The organism is Streptomyces pathocidini (assembly GCF_001418495.1).
In the GTDB taxonomy this organism is placed as follows: Bacteria; Actinomycetota; Actinomycetes; order Streptomycetales; family Streptomycetaceae; genus Streptomyces; species Streptomyces pathocidini.
In genome coordinates, this window is record NZ_LIQY01000128.1 from 1 (window position 1) to 19471 (window position 19471).

Genomic DNA, 19471 nt, shown 5'->3' on the forward strand with positions numbered 1-19471 from the left:
CCGGTGGAGGACGGGCCGAGTTGGTCCGGTTCCGGTCGGGCAGCGCCCCGATCTGTTCCGGTCTGGTCATGCGGGAAGGTGGAAGCGCAGGTTAGCGCGTACCCCTGTGCGGCCACAGGGGTACCGCGGGGGCACTCGGATCGCGACCGGGTGCACAGAGGGGCGCACCAACAGGACACACGCCCCTTGACGTCATGGCCCCGTGCCGATGTCCAGCACCGGCTTGCTGACGACGCGCCGGACGAACAGCGTCTTGGCGTCCTCCCGCGCACGGCCCCAGGAACCCGCGCCGGTTTTAATGAGGACGGCGCCGTCGCGCATCACTCCTGCCCGCGGGCCCAGGAGCCGCGCGCAGCCGATCCGCGGATCCGGCTCGCCGACCTCCAACAGGCCGACGAGACAGGCGAGATCGGGCCCGAAGGGGGTGGCGCGCCCCGAAGGACTCGACACACCACCGGTGGCCTTCACCCATCGCGCAGCCCAGGATGATCGGCGCGCGCGAGGCCGTCCTCTCTGGCTCATGCCAAGGGAACATCCCGCGGCCACAGGCACCATGGCTGGACGTGGCGGGGTAACCACGGGCAAGTTACTGGCATGTCCTCACTCATCCGCCATGTCACGATCGACTGCGCCGATCCTCACGCCCTCGCGACCTGGTGGGCCCAGGTGCTCGGCGGATCACTCGGCGACGACGACTTTCCCGGGGATCCGGCTGCCGTGCTGACCACCGCGACAGCGGCCCTGCTCTTCATCCGGGTCGACGACCGCAAGTCGGTCAAGAACCGCGTCCACCTGGACCTCCAGCCGGACGACTGCACGCGGGACGAGGAGGTCGAGCGGGTGCTGTCGCTCGGCGCCACGCTGCAGGACGACCACCGCCGGGCCGACGGCACGGGGTGGGTGACCCTGTACGACCCCGAGGGCAACGAGTTCTGCGTGGAGCGCAGCCCGGCGGAGCGGCGGAGCAGGCGGAGAGCTGACGCCGGAGCAGCCGGGCCGGAAGTCGGCGGACGCGACGAGGGGCCACCCGGCCGCTGAACTAGGTGGCCCCCTACATGTCGCAAGACGATTCTGCCCACGCCCCGGCTACTTAAAAGACGTAATCGCCACTTTCTTGAAGCTTTCTTGGGACGGCAAGCATCCGCCTGCCGGGCAGCCGTACGGGTGCGCCGGCGCCATTCCGATCATGACACCGTGTCCATGTCACGTACGCGCGGGGACCCACAAGTCTCCCAACACCCCCCACGGGTCCCCCGCCCCGCCGTTGTGCACCGCCGCGATCCGGCGGCGGAGTACGAACTCCGCGCCCGGTTCGAGGGTCACCTCGCGCTGGCTCATGGCCCAGATTCCGCAGGCGTACGCGGTGAAGTCGGGGGTCTCGTAGAGCAGGCCGTACGTCTGGGCGTCGGAGCCCGTCATGCCGATCCACGGGGTCGCGGGAGCAGGCGTGAAGTCCGCTGGGCCGCTGTCCGTGATGGTGCCGTGGCCCGCGACTCCGCTGCGCTGGCCCGCGCCGTCGTGGTCGAGGACGTCGCCGGTCCAGAAGGTGCGGGCGACGGTGGAGCGGTTGGTGAAGGTGGTCTCGGCGGTGACCCACGGTTCGCCGGTGCGGATGGTGTAGAGGGTGGTGACGGCCAGGTCCGGGACGCTCGTGCCGGCGCCCACGGCCCGCACCGACGCCTCGCTGGACGAACCGCCGCCCGCCGAAACCACCTCCACCGTGTCCGACTTGACGGTCAGCTGCTGCCACGCGCTCCCGCCGCGCGGTCGCGCCGCCGACGCGTACGGGAGGTTGAGCCAGTCGATCTGGTCGAGGTGGCCGACCGCGGCCAGGTCCAGCGGCTTGCCCGCCGTCACGCCGGACAGCTGTGGGTCCTGCGAACCGGCCGAAATCGCCAGGGACAGCAGGTCGTTGGCCAGGACGATGTCCGTGCGCAGCGCCTGGGACTGCGGCCCGGGGACCGTGCGCCCGGTGCCCGCCCAGGCCCCGGTCCTGGTCAGCCGCAGATCCACGCGCGTCTGCGCGCCCGCGCGCACCGTCACCGAGGCATGCGCGGGCTCGTAGCCGACGCCCTCAGCCGCCACCGTGTACGCCCCCGGCGGGGCGAAGGCCAGGAACTCGCCGCTCGCGTCGGTCGTGGTGCGGGAGATCTGGGCCCCGGCGGAATCCGACACGGTCACCTGGATGTTGGGCAGCGCAGCGCCCGTGGCCGCGTCCGTCAGGCGGCCGACCAGCCCGTCGCCCGCGTCGATCCGTCGCGCACCCGCCACCCCGTCCCGTACCTCGAACGCGGCGAGCGTGAACGCGGGGGACGCGGGGTCCGAGCCGCTGAGGACGATGCGGAGGTCCGTGCGCCAGCGCTGCGGTGTGATGTCGCACAGCGCGTAACCGCGGTAGCTGCCGTTGTAGAACCTGACATGCGGGTTGGCGGCCAGCCCGGCGCGCACGTCCGCGTCCCAGCCGGAGGCGCCCGAGGAGATCGAGGTGCCGACGAACTCGGTCGCGACCGTACGGGACGCGGGGTCGCCGAAGTCCGTCTTGAGGTCGTTGACCCAGGCGGAGTGCCAGTCGCCGCTGAGGACGACGGGGTTGGCGGGGCGGGTGCGGGCCAGGAAGTCGAGGATGCGGGAGCGGGCGGCGGTGTAGCCGTCCCACTGGTCGAGGTTGACGATCTTGCCCGGGCCCAGGTCGTAGTCGAAGGCGGCCATGATCGTCTGCTGGGCGATGACGTTCCAGCGCGCCTTGGAGCAGTCCAGCCCGTGGAGCAGCCAGCGCTCCTGCTCGATGCCGGTCATCGTGGCGGCGGGGTCGTCGGCCGCGGCGCAGGGCGCCTTGCGGCCGTCGCCGCAGGGCTGGTCGCTGCGGTACTGGCGGGTGTCCAGCACGCTGAACTCCGCCAGTCGGCCGAAGTCGAAGCGGCGGTAGAGCAACGCGTCCGGGCCGTCCGGTTGCTGGGCGGGGCGCAGCGGCAGGTGCTCGTAGTACGCCTGGTAGCCGTTGGCGCGGCGCTCGGGGAAGGGGCGGCCGTCGCCGGCGCCCCCGGAGATGTCCGCGGCGTAGTTGTTCTGGACCTCGTGGTCGTCCCAGGTGACGAAGAACGGGAAGCGGGCGTGGGCCGCACGCAGGTGGGGCGAGGTCTTGTAGAGCGCGTGGAGGCGGCGGAACTCGGTGAGAGAGCCGTTCGTTGTCTCGTAGACGTAGTCGCCGAGGTGGAGGACGAAGTCGAGGTCCTGTTCGGCCAGGTCGCGGTAGGCGGGGTAGGAGCCGCCGGCCCAGCTCTGGCAGGAGACGAACGCGAAGCGGAGGTGGTCGGGCTTGGCGCCGGGGGCGGGCAGGGTGCGGGTACGGCCGGTGCGGCTGCGGGCTCCGCCTGCCTCGAAGCGGTACCAGTACCAGCGGTCGGGGGCCAGGTCGTCCGCGACGACGTGCACCGTGTGCGCGGACTCCGCGCGGGCGGTGACGGTGCCGCGGCGTATGACGTGACGGAACTCCTCGTCCCGCGCCAACTCCCAGCGTACGTCGACCGGTTCGGGAGCCATGCCGCCGGTCTCCGCGTTGAGCGGGTCGGGGGCGAGGCGGGTCCACAGCACGACGCTCCGGTGGTCCGGGTCTCCGGAGGCGACGCCGAGCGTGAACGGCGCGGCATCCAGCTCGGCCGCGTCGGCCGGCGCGGGCGTACCCAACTGCCCGACGGCCAGCGCCCCGAGGGCGGTGCCGCCGACCGCCGTCAGGAAGCGTCGGCGGTCGAGGGGATTCACGAAACCGGGCTCGAAGCCGGGCTCGCGGCCTCCGGCGCAGTCGCCCGTGTCGCGGGGCTCGGTCTCACGGGGCTCGGGATCGCGTCTCTCAGAAGTCACGGGAGGAGGCTGGGGCCCCGACCTGCCATTCCCGTATCACGGTCGTGAACGAGGACCGTACGGTGGCGGGCTGGACGGGGGTTGGGGGCGGTTGGCGGCCCATCCGGATACCGCTCCGACATCCGCCGCAGCGCCGAGAGTTCCCCGATCCCGTCGTGGAACACCGCCCCGCCCGTCGCCTCGGCGAGCTTCTGCTGCGGCATGACGAGCCAGTCGCGTACACCGGGTTCGCCCGCTGTCGCGTCGAAGCCGAGCTGTGCGGTCGACCACGCGCCCACTGCACCGACGCAGACCCGGTGGTTGACCGGGCCACGGCCGGGCGGCGGCTGCGGCCGACCGGATCGCGGGGCCGTCCGGCTCGGGAAGCGAGTGGGCAGCCGGTCCGCCGGCAGCCGTCGGATCGCGCGTCATGGTCACGGGGGGCAGGTAACGGAATGGCGCCGATTGCATGTACGGCGGGGATCGAGGTCGAGTTCGGGTATTGCCCTGCTCGATCCGAGCTGCCTAGAGTCACGGCCACTCGTCGAATCGATTCGATTCGGCGGGTGTGTTCCGTACGGACCGGGGCCGCGAAGGAGCGGGCATGGCCACCATCAAGGACGTTGCCGAGCGGGCGGGCGTGGCACCCAGCACCGTTTCGTACGTTTTGAGTGGCTCGCGGAAGATTTCCGAGGACACCCGGCGGGCGGTGCGCGCGGCGATAGACGAGCTCGGCTACCACCCGCGGGCCAGCGCCCGCACGCTCCGCAGCGCCCGGACCGACGTCATTGCGCTGGCCGTGCCGCGTGTGCCCGGTGAATACCGGGCCGTGGACGGGCGGTTCGCGATCGACATCACCGATGCCGCGCGCGGCCACGGCTACGACGTGCTGCTGATGACCGATCTCGACGGCGTCGGCGGGCTGCGCCGGGTGGCGCGCAGCGGGCTCGCCGACGGGGCGGTGCTGATGGCCGTCGAGGAGGACGACCCCCGTATCGCGGCGCTGCGCGAACTCGGCTTCCCCACCGCGCTGCTCGGCCACGACGACCACGCCGCGCTGCCCTGGACCGACCTCGACTGGGAGGCGGCCGTCGCCCTCGCCGTGCGCGAGGCCGCGGCGGCCGGACACCGGCGCGTCGTCTTCCTCGCCTCCGCGGAGCACGAGATCGACGCCCGGCGCGGCTACGCGCTGCGCGGTCTCGACGGCGCCCGGCAGGCGGCGGCCGAGACCGGGACCGAGGTACGGGTGGTGGAGTCGCACCGCGAACCGGCCGTCCTCGGGCGGAGGTTGAGGGAGGCCTTGGGTTACCCCTGCCCTTCCACCGGCTCCGGCGTTCCCGGACCGCGGCCCTCCGCAGGCTCTTCCGCCACACCGTCCGGCGCTCCCACCGCCCTCGTCGCCCAGCATCTGACCCTCCTCCCCCACATCCTCGACGCGGTGCCCGGCCACCTCGCCGTCATCCCCGTCGGGAGCCTCCCGGACGACCTCGGCGTGCGGAACCTCCCGCGGATCGACCTGCCGGTCGCGGAGATGTCGACGGCCGTGGCCCGGCTGGCCGTGGAGGCGATCACCGCCGCGGCCGGGCCGAGGCCCGCGGCCGCCGGCGGGGCCGCTGACCCCGGCACAGCCAACGCCCCCACCGGCTCCGCCCTCACGACCGAGCCGCCCCACCACCTCATCCCGCCCCGGATGTCCGGGCCCGCCGTCGCACCTCCCCGGGCGCCGAAACCGGACTCGGAGCCGGAGCCGGACTCGGGACTGGAACCGGATCCGTAGCCGGATCGCCGTCCCCCGGCCATCACCGGACCGCTGCCACCATCCCCGGCCACAAGCCGCACGAGCCACACCCCACAGCAGTACGTCAGAGCCGCCGTACCCGCGAATGGAGAACCGCCCATGCCCTCCCATCCAGGGCGAACCCGCACCCGCGCCCGGGCGCACATACCCGTACTGGCCGCGGCCCTCGCAGCCAGTACGGCCGCGCTCGGGCTGACCGGCTGTGCCGCCAAGCCGGAGCCGGACACCGTCACCGTGCTCAACTCGGCCACCGACACCGCCGAGCACAACGCCAACCAGCGGTTCCTCGACCGCTGCGGCAAACCGCTGGGGCTGCGGGTCGAGCAGATCAGCGTGCCCGCCGACCAGGTCGCCTCGAAGGCGCTGCGGATGGCCTCGTCCGACTCGCTGACCGACATCCTGGAGCTGGACGGTTCCGAGCTGCCGCAGTTCGCACAGACCGAGGGGCTGCGCCCGCTCAAGGACATCGGGGTCGACACCGCCGGGTTCTCCGCGAGCGCCACCTCCCTCGGTTCGTACGACGGCACCCAGTACGGGATCGCCCGCTCAGTCAACTCCCTGGCGCTGATCTACAACACCGACCTCCTGAAGAAGGCGGGCATAGAGCCGCCGACCACCTGGGCGGAGCTCAAGGCCGCGGCCAAGAAGCTGACCGGCGGCTCGACCTACGGGATGGCCTTCAGCGCGAGTCCCAATGCGGACGGCGTCTACCAGTTCCTGCCGTTCTTCTGGTCCGGTGGCGGCGACGAGGCCGCGCTCGACAACGGCAAGGGCGAGGCCGCGCTCCAGCTGTGGAAGGACCTGGTGGCGGACGGTTCCGCGTCCAAGTCGGTCGTCAACTGGAACCAGCAGGACGTCAACGACCAGTTCGTCGCGGGCCGCGCCGCCATGATGATCAACGGGCCGTGGCAGGTGCCGGTGCTCAGCGCGCAGAAGAAGGTCGACTGGGCGGTGGCAAGCATTCCGGTGCCCGAGGCGGGCAAGGACGCGGTGCCGCCTATCGGCGGCACGGTCATGGCCGTGCCGAAGAACGGCGAGGACCCGGTCCGCGAACGGAACGCGGCGAAGGTCCTCAACTGCCTCAACACCGAGAAGAACCAGCTCCAGTGGGGCGAGTCGGTTAACAACGTGCCCACCCGGGCGGCCGCCGCGCAGGCGTACGGGCTGCAGAACCCCAAGCTCGCGGCCTTCGCCGAGCTGGTCACCACCGCCCGCTCCCGCACGGCGAAGGTCGGCACCGGCTGGCCGGTCGTCGGAGACGCGCTTGCGGGCGCCTTCCAGTCCGTGCTGACCGGCAGGACCAGTCCCGAACAGGCCCTGCACCGGGCCCAGCAGCAGGCCTCCGCGGGGAAGTGAGGAACGGCCATGACCACGATCACCTCGACCGCGTCCGCCGGAGCAGCCGGAGGCGCGGGCACCGCGGCGCCGGCCGCCGCCGACCGCTCGCCGCTGCGCCGCGGGCTGCTGCGCTGGCTCTTCGTCGCCCCCGCGCTCGCCTACATGGCGCTGTTCTTCGGCTACCCGCTCATCCGCAACATCCTGATGAGCTTCCAGCACTACACACCGAAGACCTACTTCACCGGTGAGGCCCCGTTCAACGGCCTCGACAACTGGCGCAACGTGTTCGCCAACGAGCTGTTCTCCGACTCGCTCTGGCACACGGCCCTGTTCACCGTCGGCTCGCTGCTCGGCCAGTTCACCATCGGCCTGGCCCTGGCGGTCTTCTTCTCCCGCCGCTTCCGGCTCTCCGGCTTCGTGCGGGCCATCCTGCTGCTGCCGTGGCTGGTTCCCATGGTGGTGTCCGCCGTCGTCTGGCGGCGCATCCTGGACCAGGACCACGGGATGCTCAACAGCGCCCTGCACGCCGTGGGCCTGGTCTCCCAGGACGGGGTGCCGTGGCTCAACAGCCCCAGCGTGGCGCTGCTTTCCGCGGTCCTGGTCAACATCTGGATCGGCATCCCGTTCAACATGGTCATCCTCTACGGCGGCCTCCAGGAGATCCCGCGCGAGCTGTACGAGGCCGCTTCCCTGGACGGCTCCAGCGCCTGGCGGACGTTCCGCAGCATCACGCTGCCGATGCTGCGCCCGGTCGTCACCGTCGTGCTCGTGCTGGGCTTCATGTCGACGGTGAAGATCCTCGACCTGATCCTGGCCCTCACCTCGGGCGGCCCCGCGGACTCCACCCAGACCCTGGGCACGGTCACGTACCAGCTGTCCTTCCTCCAGCTCGACTTCGGCCAGGGCGCCGTCGTGGGCAATGTCCTGATCCTCATCAGCGCGGTCTTCGCCGTGCTGTACCTGCGGGCCAACCGCGCCGACTTCGGCAAGGGGAAGTGATCGACGATGTCGACGGTTAACCGACCGCGCCTGCGCAGCGCCTGGAACACCACCGCCGCGCTGCTGATCCTCGCCGTACTGCTCTTTCCGGTCTACTGGATGCTCAACACCGCGCTCCAGCCCGAGTCGAGCATCGCCGCCACCCGCTGGCTCCCGACCACGCCGAGCCTGAAGAACTTCGACGTGGCGCTCTCCACCCAGGGCGGCTCGCTGCTCACCAGCTTCGTCGTCGCCCTCGGCGCCGTGGTCGTGTGCCTCGCGCTGGCCGCACCCGCCGCATACGGCCTGGCGCAGTTCGGGCTGCGCGGCGGGCAGGGCATCGTCTTCACCACGCTCATCACGCAGATGGTGCCGGGCATCGTCATCGCCAACGCCCTCTACAGCGCGTACGCGGAGCTGGACCTCGTCAACTCCTATCTCGGCCTGATCCTGGCGGACGCCTCGCTCGGGCTGCCGTTCGCGATCGTGCTGCTGCGGGCGTTCATGGTGTCGATCCCGTCCGAGGTGGTCGAGGCGGCGCTGGTGGACGGGGCGAACCGCTTCACCGCGTTCGTCAGGATCGTGCTGCCGATGAGTCGCAACGCACTGATCACGGCAGGCCTGTTCACCTTTCTGTTCGCCTGGTCGGACTTCATGTTCGCGCTGACCCTCAACACCACGGACGACGTCAAGCCGATCACCTTGGGCATCTACCAGTTCGTGGGTGCGCACGTCAGCGACTGGGGCGCCGTCATGGCGACGGCAGTGCTGTCGGCCATACCGGCGGCGGTGCTGCTCGTGGTCGCCCAGAAGTACATCGCGGCGGGTATCACCGGCGGATCGATCAAGTAAGGCTGAATTCCTGTGGCTCATCCCGAACTCCCCGTAACTGAACCTGACTTCTCTGTAACGGACCGTAGTTTCCCGGAGTTCCCGGCCGGCTTCTTTTTCGGGGCCGCAACCGCGAGCTACCAGATCGAGGGCGCCCACGACGAGGACGGCCGGGGGCCGTCCATCTGGGACACCTACTGCCGCGAGCCCGGCCGGGTCGCGGGCGGCGCCACCGGTGACGTCGCCTGCGACCACTACCACCGCTACCGCGAGGACGTCGGCCTGCTGCGCGATCTGGGCGTGGACAGCTACCGCTTCTCCGTCGCCTGGCCGCGCGTCCAGCCGGACGGCAAGGGCTCGGCCAACGCGGCGGGGCTGGACTTCTACGACCGGCTGGTGGACGAGCTGCTGGCCTCCGGCATCTCCCCCGCCGCCACGCTCTACCACTGGGACCTCCCCCAGGCCCTGGAGGACCGGGGCGGCTGGCGGGTCCGCGAGACGGCCGAGCGGTTCGGCGAGTACACGGCGCTGGTCGTGGACCGGCTCGGCGACCGGGTGGGCCGCTGGATCACCCTCAACGAGCCGTTCTGCAGCGCCTTCGTCGGCTACGCGGCGGGCGCGCACGCCCCCGGCGCACGCGAGGGCCGGGGCGCGCTGGCCGCCGCCCACCACCTGCTCGTCGGCCACGGCCTGGCCGTGCGGGCGCTGCGCGAGGCGGGCGCGCGGGAGGTCGGCGTCACGCTCAACCCCGACCGGCTGCTGCCGGCCACCGAGTCGGCTGCCGACCTGGCGGCCGTGCGCCGGGCGAAGACACTGCACAACGACGTCTGGCTCGACCCGCTGTTCGCCGGCCGGTATCCGGAGAACGAGGCGGAGACGTGGGGCGAACCGGCCGACAACCCCTCCTACCGCCTCGACGGCGACCTCCGCCTCATCGGCGCCCCGCTCGACTTCGTGGGCATCAACTACTACCGGCCCATCACGGTCGCCGACGCTCCGTACCGCGACCCGGACCCGGCGACCCGTACGGCGACCGACATCCGGGCCGTCGAGACGTGGCGCGAGGATGTGCGGCACACGACGATGGGCTGGCCGGTCGTCCCGCACACCTTCACCGACCTGCTGGTGGACCTCGACCGCCGCTACCCCGGCCTGCCGCCGCTGCTCATCACCGAGAACGGCTCGGCGGAGGCCGACGAGGCGGACGCGGACGGCCGGGTACGCGACACCAACCGGGTCGAGTACCTGCGCGGCCATCTCGAGGCCCTCGCCGCCGCCATCCGCGCCGGGGTCGACGTGCGCGGATATTACGTGTGGTCGCTGCTGGACAACTTCGAATGGGCGCGCGGCTACGACCAGCGCTTCGGCATCGTCCGCGTCGACTACGAGACGCAGCGGCGCACACCGAAGGACAGCTACCGCTGGTATCAGGGTCTGATCGCCGCCCACCGCGGCCGCACCGGCGTCTCGTAGACGCAGCGTAGACCTCCGCGCGATCAGTACAGCCGGGTGCGGATGGAACCGAATGCGGCTGCCGCGTGTATAGGAAGCAGCAGCATCGCACGGACCATCCGCATGGCCGACAACACCGCCCGCAACAAACGCTTAAGGACCACCCATGAAGTTCACCGACGGCTACTGGCTGATGCGCGAGGGCGTCCAGGCGTCGTACGCGGCAGAGGTCGCCGAGGCGCGCGTCGACGACGGGCGGCTCACGCTCTACGCGCCCGTGCGGCGGGTGACGGACCGGGGGCACACCCTCAACAGCCCCCTTCTGACGGTCGAGTGCTGGTCGCCGGCCGAGGGTGTGATCGGCGTCCGTACCACGCACCACGCGGGCGCCGCCGAGCGCGGCCCCGACTTCGCACTGCGCACCGAGCCGGACCACACCGCTGAGGTCACCCCGCGCGGCTCGGTGCTGGAGCTGTCGGCCGGGGAGCTGTCGCTGCGGGTGGACACCGAGGCGCCGTGGTCCCTCGACTTCATCGCCGAGGGCCGCACGCTGACTTCCGCCTCGGCGCGCGGCACCGGTTTCGCCGTGACCGACGACGGCACCCACCACTGCCTGGCACAACTGGACCTCGGCGTGGGTGAGTTGGTGTACGGGCTGGGCGAGCGCTTCACGCCGTTCGTCAAGAACGGCCAGACCGTGGACATCTGGCAGGCCGACGGCGGCACGGCGAGCGAGCAGGCGTACAAGAACGTCCCATTCCACCTCACCAACCGGGGCTACGGCGTCTTCGTCAACCACCCGGGCAAGGTCTCGTACGAGATCGGTTCGGAGGCGGTCGGGCGGGTGCAGTTCAGCGTCGAGGACCAGTCGCTGGAGTACTTCGTCATCCACGGCCCCACCCCAAAGGAGATCCTGGCCCGCTACACGGCCCTGACGGGCCGCCCGGCGCTGCCGCCCGCGTGGTCGTTCGGCCTGTGGCTGTCCACCTCCTTCACCACTTCCTACGACGAGGAGACGGTCAACCGGTTCGTGCGCGGCATGGCCGAACGGGACATTCCGCTGGGCGTGTTCCACTTCGACTGCTTCTGGATGCGTGAGTACCAGTGGTGCGACTTCACCTGGGACCCGGACGTCTTCCCCGACCCGGAGGGGATGCTGCGCCGCCTCAAGGACCAGGGCCTGCGGATCTCGCTGTGGATCAACCCGTACATCGCGCAGAAGTCCGCGCTGTTCGCCGAGGCCAAGCGGCAGGGCTATCTGGTACGGCGGGCGAATGGCGACGTGTGGCAGTGGGACCTGTGGCAGGCCGGAATGGCGCTGGTCGACTTCACCAACCCGGCGGCGCGGGAGTGGTACGCGGACAAGCTGCGGGCGCTGGCCGCGCAGGGCGTGGACTGCTTCAAGACCGACTTCGGCGAGCGCATCCCCACGGACGTGGTGTGGCACGACGGCTCGGACCCGGAGCGAATGCACAACTACTACACGCAGCTCTACAACGAGACCGTCTTCGAGGTGCTGAACCAGGCGCGCGGAGCGGGTGAGGCGGTGCTGTTCGCGCGGTCGGCGACGGCGGGCGGGCAGCAGTTCCCGGTGCACTGGGGCGGGGACTGCGAGTCCCACTTCGGCGCGATGGCCGAGTCGCTGCGCGGCGGCCTGTCCCTGGGCCTGTCCGGATTCGGCTTCTGGAGCCATGACATCGGCGGCTTCGAGGGCACGCCGACGCCGGAGGTCTTCAAGCGCTGGGTGCAGTTCGGACTGCTGTCCTCGCACAGCCGGCTGCACGGCAGCAAGTCGTACCGCGTGCCGTGGGACTACGACGACGAGGCGGTCGCGGTCACCCGCGACTTCACACGCCTGAAGCACCGCCTGATGCCGTACCTGTTCCGCGCGGCGGAGCAGGCGGCGGAGGCGGGCACTCCGGTGATGCGGGCGATGGTGCTGGAGTTCCCGGACGACCCGGCGTGCCACACGCTCGACCGGCAGTACATGCTCGGCGACGACGTGCTGGTGGCGCCGGTCTTCTCCCCGGACGGCACCGTCGACTACTACGTGCCGGACGGCACATGGACGCATCTGCTCTCCGGCGAGGAGGTGCGGGGGCCGGGCTGGCGCCGCGAGCACCACGGCTTCGACAGCCTGCCGCTGCTGGCCCGCCCGGGCTCGGTGATCCCGTTCGGCGCGAGCGACGACGGGGCGGAGTACGTGTGGGCGGACGGGGTGACACTGCGGGTGCACGCCCTGGCGGACGGCGGCTCGGTGGTGACACGGGTGCCGGTGGGGCCGGGCTCCGGGGATGCCGCCGTGTTCCGTACGCGAAGGGAGGGCGATGTCGTCACGGTCGAGGCGGAGGGCGCGCCGGGCCCATGGAAAGTGCTGCTGGTCGGGGTAACGGAGTCAGATTTGACCGATTCGCCGGAATCCTCGCTATCTGCCCAACCTGTCGAACTCGGCACCCTCCTCTCCATGCCGACCGGGACGCGGCAGGCCACCGCGGTTCTCACGCGGAGTTCATACGGATCTCACACCAGACGCAGTCACGGTCCCTACGGTCGCTGACCATGAACGAGGACATACCCGAGGACACCTCCCGGAACGAGGTCGGCGCCAGTACGCCGTACCGCACGCTGTGGGCGGCCGCGACCACCGCACTGGTGGTGAGCGGCGCGCTGGTGGCGACGGCGTACGGCGTGGCGCCCGCGGGAGGTGGCTCCGGGGCAACCGCCGGGGCGGCCTTCGGCAATGCGGAGCTCGCGTCGGCGGCGACCGTGCCGGTGGGCGAGCAGGTGAGCCCGTCACCCTCGGGGGCCTCGTCGCCTGCGCCGGCGCCGTCCCCTTCCTCGACCGTGTCCGGGATGGCGGTGGCTCCGGAGGCGGTGGACCTCGAAGCGGCACTGGCCCCTGTCGCAGCTGCGGCGGGCGGGGGCCTGTCGGTCGCGCTACGGGAGGTGGAGAGCGGTGCCGGTGCTTCGTACGGCGAGGAGGCGTTCGACACGGCCAGCATCGCGAAGGTCAACATCCTGGCGGCGTTGCTGGTCCAAGCCCAAGACGCGGGGCGGGAGTTGACCGACCTGGAGAAGTCGCAGGCCACCGTGATGATAGAGAAGAGCGACAACGCGTCCGCGCTGGCGCTCTGGAAGACCATCGGCAGGGCCGGGGGCCTGGAGGCGGCAAATCAGCGCCTGGGCGTGACGGGGACCGAGGGCGGCCCGGGGGATCTGTGGGGCCTGACGCAGACGACGGCCGACGGTCAACTGGAGCTGCTGGAAGCGGTGTTCGGCACCACCGAGGCCTCACCTCTGACGGAGGAGTCGCGGACGTATCTCCAGGACCTGATGGAGCACGTGTCCGCGGACCAGGCCTGGGGCGTCTCGTCGGCGGCATCCGATCCGGCGGAGACGGCCCTGAAGAACGGCTGGCTGCCGCGCACAGCCACCGGCCTGTGGGACATCAACAGCATCGGCCGCATCGAGTCGAACGGCCACACGTATCTGGTCGCGGCCCTGTCGGACGGCAACAAGACGAAGGAGGCGGGAATCGAGACGGTGGAGGCGGCGGCGAAGGCGGCGGTCGCCGCCCTGAGTGAGGCGGCGGACTAGGGCTTGGAGAAAGGTGTCTCTCCAGAGGAATCCCCGCACGCATCCTCGGCAGTTCGGGAGACCTGGTGATGTTCCGCCCGGTCTGTCGGCCTTGAGAAGCGACGTCTCAGAGCCACCCGTTGCGCCGGAATCCCCGGTGGACGACGAAGCACGCTGCCGCGGTCAGGGCCATGACGAGTGGGTAGCCGTAGGCCCAGTCCTTTCCCGGCATGTCGCGGAAGTTCATCCCGTAGGCGCCGCACACCATGGTGGGGACGGCGATGATGGCGACCCAGGCACTGATTCTGCGCATGTCCTCGTTCTGGGCGACGGTGATCTGGGCGAGGTTGGCCTGGAGAATCGAGTTGAGCAGCTCGTCGAATCCGCATATCTGCTCGCTGACGCGCTCCAGTTGATGGCCGACGTCACGGAAGTAGGCGCGGATGTCCGGATCGGCGCCCGGCAGTGACTGCGTGGCGAGTGCGCGAAGCGGGCGGTCGAGCGGCGCGACGGCCCGCTTGAGTTCGAGGAGCTCACGCTTGAGCTGGTAGATCCGGCTGGTGTCGGCCCCGCCGCGGCGCCGGGCGAAGACGTCGGTCTCAACGTTGTCGATGTCGTCCTGAATGGCGTCGGTGACGGCGAGGTAGTCGTCGACCACATGGTCGGCGATGGCGTGCAGCACGGCGACGGGCCCCTTGGCCAGCTGCTCGGGCGCGGCCTCGAGCCATTCCCTCACGGGACCCAGCGACCCGTGGTTCCCGTGCCGCACGGTCACGACGAAGTCGGCCCCGATGAAGACCATGAGCTCGCCGGTGTCGATGACTTCGCTGGTCGCGGTCAGTTCGGTGTGCTCGACGTAGCGGACGGTCTTGAAGACGGTGAACAGGGTTTCGTCGTACCGCTCGACCTTGGGGCGCTGATGCGCGTCGACGGCGTCCTCGACGGCGAGCGGGTGCAGCCCGAACAGCTCGGCGATCCCGGCGAATTCCTCCTGACCGGGCTCATGCAGCCCGATCCAGACGAACCCGCCACCGCCCTTGTCCTCCCGGACCCTCTCGATGGCATCGCCGGCCGCCCACTCCCCCTCCTGCCGCTTGCCGTCCCGGTACACCACGCAGTTCACCACCGCGCTCCCGAGCGGCGACCGAGCCGGATGGCTCAAATCCACCCCTCGCCGCCGCCGCGGCAAACGCACGGCTTTGCGCAGAGTACGCATAACAGACACGGGAACGGCTCCTTCAGGACAGCAGAGTTCCCGCCAGTCTGCCAGCCGGATCCGAAAGCGAACCCACCTGTACAGGCACGCCCGCCCGCCGACCCGCAAGCCCGCCGTAGCACCACGATCACCAAGCACGCTTCGTAAACAACTCCACGAAATCGTATGCGCGTTGGGCGGCGCGTTGGCAGGCTGTGGTCATGGTGATGGGATCTCGATTGGGCGAGGGCTCCGGCCCCGGTGGTGAGGGCGGCGCGGAGAGGCGGGCGGCCACGGGGGACGAGTGGGTCATCACGCCCGTCGGAGCCGGTCTTCTGCGCGGTGCGCTCGAAGTGGAGCGGACCGCGCTCGGCGTGCTGCCGCACCGGCTGCCCGCGCGGGCGCGGGCGCAGTTCCCCGACCAGTACCTGCGCATGGTCGAAGCCCAACCCTCCGGCGTACGGCTGGTGTTCCGCACGCGGGCCACCGCCGTGGAGTTGGACGTCCTCCCCACCAAGATTGTCTACGAGGGCACCTCGTCCACTCCGCAGCGGCTGTACGACCTGCTCGTCGACGGCCGTCTGGCCGGTCAGGCCACCGCGACCGGCGGGCACGTCCACACCATCGACATGCCCACCCGGAGCGTGGCCATCCGCCCCGGCGCGCCCGGCACCGTACGGTTCGGCGGGCTGCCCGGCGGCGAGAAGAGCGTGGAGATCTGGCTGCCCCACACCGAGATGACCGAGCTGATCGCCCTGCGCACCGACGCCCCGGTCGAGCCCGCGCCGGACCCCGGCCGCCGGGTGTGGCTGCACCACGGCAGTTCGATCAGCCATGGCGCCAACGCCGAGAGCCCCACCTCGATCTGGCCCGCGCTGGCCGCAAGCCGGGGCGGCGTGGAACTCGTCAACCTGGGCCTGGGCGGCAACGCCCTGCTCGACCCGTTCACCGCGCGCGCCATCCGCGACACCCCCGCGGACCTGATCAGCGTCAAACTCGGCATCAATCTGGTCAACCACGACCTGATGCGCCTGCGCGGCTTCTCCCCCGCGGTCCACGGCTTCCTCGACACCATCCGCGAAGGCCACCCCACCACGCCGCTGCTGGTCATCTCCCCCATCCTCTGCCCCATCCACGAGGACACCCCGGGCCCCACCGCGCCCGACCTCGACGCCGCGGACCTGCGGTTCGTGGCCCTCGGCGACCCGGCGGACCGCGCCACCGGGCGCCTCACGCTCAACGTGATCCGCGACGAACTCGCCCGCATCACCGCCCTACGGGCCGCCGACGACCCGAACCTGCACTACCTCGACGGCCGCTCCCTCTACGGCGAACCGGACTTCGCCGAGCTGCCGCTGCCCGACCAGGTCCACCCGGACACCGCCGGGCACCGCCGCATCGGCGAGCACTTCGCCGAGTCGGTCTTCGGCGACGGCGGCCCGTTCGCCCACCGGTAGCACGCGGGGAACTAGCTCTCGGGGAGCCCTCAGGGAGCTCTCAGGGAACGTGTGGAGGGCAGAACCGAGGCCGGAGCGCCATGTAAACCCGAGGCCGGAGCGCCACCGAAAATCCGGGGCCGGGACGCCACGCAAACCAGAGGCAGGGACGCCACAGAGAAACCCAGGGCCAGAGCTCCACGGAAAACCCGGGGCCTGAACGTCGCGGAAAACCAAGGCCCGAACCGTCACGGACACCGAGCCCAGGTCGCGGCCGCCCGCACGTCACACCGGCAGCCGGAACCAGATGCGCTTCCCCGCGCCCAGCGGCTCCGCGCCCCACTCCTCGGCCAGCTGCTCGACGATCAACAGGCCGCGGCTGCCGGAGGAGGTGTCCGTGGGAGTGCGGCGCTCCGGGAGGGTGCTGGAGGTGTCCTGGACCTCGATCCTCAACTGGGCGCCGGTACCGCCCTGTTCAGCATCAGAACCGCGCTGTTCAGCGCCCGCGCCGCCCCGTTCAGCATCTGCACCACCCCGTTCACCGCCTGCACCGCCGCCACCGCCCCGTCCGTCCGGGACACCGGAAGCCCCGGGCGCCGCCGAGATACCGGAAGCCCCGGGCCCCGCCGGGGCACCGGGAGTCTCGGACGGCGACCCCCCGTCTTCCCCGCTCTTCCGCAGCAGCCGCGCCGTCAGCATCGCGTCCCCGTCGGTGTGCATCACGGCGTTGGCGATCAGCTCGTTGGCCGCCGTGACGACGGCGTCGACGTGCTTCTCCAGGCCCCAGTGCTGGAGCGTGCTGCGCAGCATCTGCCGGGCGTGCGCCGGCGCCTGCGGGTCGGAGTGGGCGACCAGGCAGCTCCACTGGCGCCGCTCCTCGTGCCCGGGTTCGCCGGTGAGCCCGACCAGCAGCAGGGCCACGTCGTCCTCCTGCCCCTGCCGGGCCTCGACGGTGGCGACGATGTGCTCGGCCAGCTCGTCCAGGTCGGCGGGCCCGGTGCTCAGGATGTTCTCCACCTGGAGCACCCCGTCGTCGATGTCCAGGCCGTGGAACTCCACGAGGCCGTCGGTGCACAGCAGCAGGGTGTCGTCCGGTTCGAAGTGGATGTGGGAGGTCGGATACGGCTGGTGGCTGCTGTACTGCGGCAGCCCGAGCGGCAGCCCGCCGGCGATGTACGGGCGCACACAGGTGCCGTCGTCGTGCATGACGATCGGCCCGTGGTGTCCGGCCCGTACGAGCTGGGCGTGGCCGGTGACCGGGTCGAGGTCGACGTAGACGCAGGTGGCGAAGCGGTCGGTGTCGAGGTCGTGGAGGAAGGAGGAGGCGCGGGCCATCAGGGTCGCGGGCGGGTGGCCCTCGGCCGCGTACGCGCGCAGGGCGATGCGCAGCTGGCCCATGACGGCGGAGGCGTGGACGTCGTGCCCCTGCACGTCGCCGACGACCAGGCCGACGCGGCCGGTGGGCAGCGGCACGACGTCGTACCAGTCGCCGCCGATCTGGTGGCCGGTGCGGGCGGGCCGGTAGCGGGCGGCGATCCGGGCGCCGCCGACCTCGGGGATGCTGGCGGGCAGCATGGCCTGCTGGAGGCCGACGGCAATGGCGTGCTCCTCGTCGTAGAGCACGGCCCGCTGGACGGACTGGGCGATGGTGGCGCCGAGGGCGAGCAGCAGGTTGCGCTCCTCGGGGCTGAAGCCGTCCTTGTCGCGGTAGCAGATGGCGACCGCGCCGATGGGCTTGGCCTGGGCGATGAGGGGCAGGATGGCGGCGGCGGCCAGCTCGGTGTCCTCGATGTAGGGCCACATCAGCGGGTAGCGCTCCTGGACGACCCTGCGGTCCACGAAGCGCGGGGTCTGGGTGGAGACGGCCTCGGGGAACGGCAGGGCCTCGTCGAGGCGGGCGGCCCGGCGCATGCGGTCGACCAGCGGTTCCGGCAGGCCGGCGGAGGCGACGAGCAGCAGCCGGTCCTTCTCGACCAGGCTGAGGGCGACGCCCACCGCGCCGATGGTGCCCAGGATCTCGTCGCTGGTCAGGGCGGCCGTGACGTCCTCGATAGTGAGGGCCTGGGAGAGGGCGCTGGTGGTGATCTGGACGACGTCGGTCTGGCGCTTCCGGTCGGCTTCCAGGGTGGCCTGCTGGGCGAGGTGCTCCAGCTCGGCGCTGGCGTCGCGGACGATGCCGATGACGCGGTGGGGGCGGCCGGAGCCGTCGCGCTCGATGTGGCCCTGGGTGTGGGTCCAGCGGACGGTGCCGTCGTTGCAGCGGACGCGGAAGTAGGCGCCGTAGCTGTCGCGGGAGGCGAAGGCCTCGTTCACGAGCGTGGCGAGGTCCGCTATCTCCTCAGGGATCATGCGCTTCTCGAGGGTGGACGTGCGGCCGTCGTACTCGCCCGGGCCGAAGTCGAAGACGGCGAGACCGCCGTCGTCCAGGAAGAAGACGTCGGTGTCCAGGTCCCACAGGAATCCGCCCATCCGGTTCAGGGCGAGAGTGGCCGGGAGATCCGCTTGGAGATCGGCTTCCAGCTCCTCTACGCGCACCGACGGGTGCGCCTGCCGCCGGATGCGGTTCCGCGCCATGGGCCCTCCGAGCCGTCGCTCCCTCGACGCAGGGGCGTATCGAGCGCCGTGCACCGAATGGGAGGTATCTGGCAGTTACGGCTTTTGTTCCTCAGTTTATGGTCCGCGAATCTCCTCGCGTTCCGGTCCACGAATCTCCTCGCCCGGAGCGTCGGGCAGCCCCCGAAGGCCCGGACACGCACCGTGGCGCACCGGTGACACATCGGTTACGCGGCGGCATGCTGCACGGGACGGTTGGGCGGTTCACGGCTACGGGCGGCGGGAGGCACGGTCTTGTCGAACGGGTGGAACAGCAGCACGGGTGGCGCGGGCGCGGGCTCAAGCAAGGGCGGCAGCCCGGACGCGGACGGCGGGCGGTCGCCGCGGCGACGGACGGTGCTGAAGGCCGGCGCCCTGGGGGCCGCGGGGCCTCTCGCCCTACCCTCAGGCCCGGCGGCGGGGCCCCTCGCCCTACCC

General features: G+C 71.2%; 14 protein-coding genes. 9 read left to right on the top strand and 5 right to left on the bottom strand.

Annotation, left to right across the window (positions count from 1 at the left end):
* Positions 1-192 precede the first annotated feature (192 nt).
* Positions 193-450: a hypothetical protein gene (locus tag AOK16_RS27095; RefSeq protein WP_157859142.1), complete on the bottom strand. Its 258-nt coding sequence runs from the start codon at positions 448-450 to the stop codon at positions 193-195.
* Between the two features lie 144 nt (positions 451-594).
* On the opposite strand from AOK16_RS27095, the gene AOK16_RS07945 reads away from it, so the two are divergent.
* Positions 595-1038 carry a VOC family protein gene (locus AOK16_RS07945; RefSeq protein WP_157859143.1) on the top strand — a complete coding sequence of 148 codons (444 nt, stop codon included), beginning with the start codon at positions 595-597 and terminating at the stop codon, positions 1036-1038.
* A 165-nt stretch (positions 1039-1203) separates the two neighbouring features.
* On the opposite strand, the gene AOK16_RS25355 is transcribed toward AOK16_RS07945, so the two are convergent.
* Positions 1204-3858, bottom strand: coding sequence for an alkaline phosphatase D family protein (locus AOK16_RS25355; RefSeq protein ID WP_079101172.1), 2655 nt, complete (start codon positions 3856-3858; stop codon positions 1204-1206).
* Positions 3855-4136, bottom strand: coding sequence for a DUF4037 domain-containing protein (locus tag AOK16_RS25360; RefSeq protein WP_240483444.1), 282 nt, complete (start codon positions 4134-4136; stop codon positions 3855-3857). The genes AOK16_RS25355 and AOK16_RS25360 overlap by 4 nt, the downstream gene beginning before the upstream one ends.
* Positions 4137-4441: 305 nt before the next feature.
* On the opposite strand from AOK16_RS25360, the gene AOK16_RS07955 reads away from it, so the two are divergent.
* From AOK16_RS07955 to AOK16_RS07985, 7 genes are all read left to right on the top strand, one after another.
* Positions 4442-5614 carry a LacI family DNA-binding transcriptional regulator gene (locus AOK16_RS07955; RefSeq protein ID WP_055471527.1) on the top strand — a complete coding sequence of 391 codons (1173 nt, stop codon included), beginning with the start codon at positions 4442-4444 and terminating at the stop codon, positions 5612-5614.
* Positions 5615-5734: 120 nt separating this feature from the next.
* Positions 5735-6991, top strand: coding sequence for a sugar ABC transporter substrate-binding protein (locus AOK16_RS07960; RefSeq protein WP_055471528.1), 1257 nt, complete (start codon positions 5735-5737; stop codon positions 6989-6991).
* Positions 6992-7000: 9 nt separating this feature from the next.
* Positions 7001-7972, top strand: a complete 972-nt coding sequence (locus tag AOK16_RS07965; protein ID WP_055471529.1) for a carbohydrate ABC transporter permease — start codon at positions 7001-7003, stop codon at positions 7970-7972.
* A 6-nt stretch (positions 7973-7978) separates the two neighbouring features.
* Positions 7979-8803 carry a carbohydrate ABC transporter permease gene (locus tag AOK16_RS07970; protein WP_055471530.1) on the top strand — a complete coding sequence of 275 codons (825 nt, stop codon included), beginning with the start codon at positions 7979-7981 and terminating at the stop codon, positions 8801-8803.
* Positions 8804-8815: 12 nt separating this feature from the next.
* Positions 8816-10255, top strand: coding sequence for a GH1 family beta-glucosidase (locus AOK16_RS07975; protein WP_055471531.1), 1440 nt, complete (start codon positions 8816-8818; stop codon positions 10253-10255).
* Positions 10256-10400: 145 nt separating this feature from the next.
* Positions 10401-12791, top strand: a complete 2391-nt coding sequence (yicI, locus tag AOK16_RS07980) for an alpha-xylosidase (RefSeq protein ID WP_055471532.1) — start codon at positions 10401-10403, stop codon at positions 12789-12791.
* A 2-nt stretch (positions 12792-12793) separates the two neighbouring features.
* Positions 12794-13831: a serine hydrolase gene (locus tag AOK16_RS07985; RefSeq protein WP_055471533.1), complete on the top strand. Its 1038-nt coding sequence runs from the start codon at positions 12794-12796 to the stop codon at positions 13829-13831.
* A 106-nt stretch (positions 13832-13937) separates the two neighbouring features.
* On the opposite strand, the gene AOK16_RS07990 is transcribed toward AOK16_RS07985, so the two are convergent.
* Complete coding sequence (locus AOK16_RS07990) at positions 13938-15026, bottom strand: magnesium and cobalt transport protein CorA (protein ID WP_055471534.1); 1089 nt, start codon at positions 15024-15026, stop codon at positions 13938-13940.
* A gap of 206 nt (positions 15027-15232) precedes the next feature.
* On the opposite strand from AOK16_RS07990, the gene AOK16_RS07995 reads away from it, so the two are divergent.
* Entirely contained in the window at positions 15233-16462 is a 1230-nt protein-coding gene (locus AOK16_RS07995) for a GDSL-type esterase/lipase family protein (RefSeq protein WP_079101174.1), read from the top strand.
* 264 nt (positions 16463-16726) lie between these two features.
* Here AOK16_RS07995 and AOK16_RS08000 read toward each other — a convergent pair whose 3' ends face one another.
* A complete protein-coding gene (locus AOK16_RS08000; protein ID WP_055471535.1) occupies positions 16727-19015 on the bottom strand; it encodes a SpoIIE family protein phosphatase in 2289 nt (762 codons plus the stop codon).
* Positions 19016-19471: the final 456 nt, after the last annotated feature.

Coding starts and splice junctions, on each gene's coding strand:
- AOK16_RS07945 (WP_157859143.1), top strand. CDS start 595: ATGTCCTCACTCATCCGCCATGTCACGATCGACTGCGCCGATCCTCAC.
- AOK16_RS07995 (WP_079101174.1), top strand. CDS start 15,233: ATGGGATCTCGATTGGGCGAGGGCTCCGGCCCCGGTGGTGAGGGCGGC.
- AOK16_RS07960 (WP_055471528.1), top strand. CDS start 5,735: ATGCCCTCCCATCCAGGGCGAACCCGCACCCGCGCCCGGGCGCACATA.
- yicI (WP_055471532.1), top strand. CDS start 10,401: ATGAAGTTCACCGACGGCTACTGGCTGATGCGCGAGGGCGTCCAGGCG.
- AOK16_RS07985 (WP_055471533.1), top strand. CDS start 12,794: ATGAACGAGGACATACCCGAGGACACCTCCCGGAACGAGGTCGGCGCC.
- AOK16_RS07970 (WP_055471530.1), top strand. CDS start 7,979: ATGTCGACGGTTAACCGACCGCGCCTGCGCAGCGCCTGGAACACCACC.
- AOK16_RS07955 (WP_055471527.1), top strand. CDS start 4,442: ATGGCCACCATCAAGGACGTTGCCGAGCGGGCGGGCGTGGCACCCAGC.
- AOK16_RS07965 (WP_055471529.1), top strand. CDS start 7,001: ATGACCACGATCACCTCGACCGCGTCCGCCGGAGCAGCCGGAGGCGCG.
- AOK16_RS07990 (WP_055471534.1), bottom strand. CDS start 15,026: ATGCGTACTCTGCGCAAAGCCGTGCGTTTGCCGCGGCGGCGGCGAGGG.
- AOK16_RS08000 (WP_055471535.1), bottom strand. CDS start 19,015: ATGGCGCGGAACCGCATCCGGCGGCAGGCGCACCCGTCGGTGCGCGTA.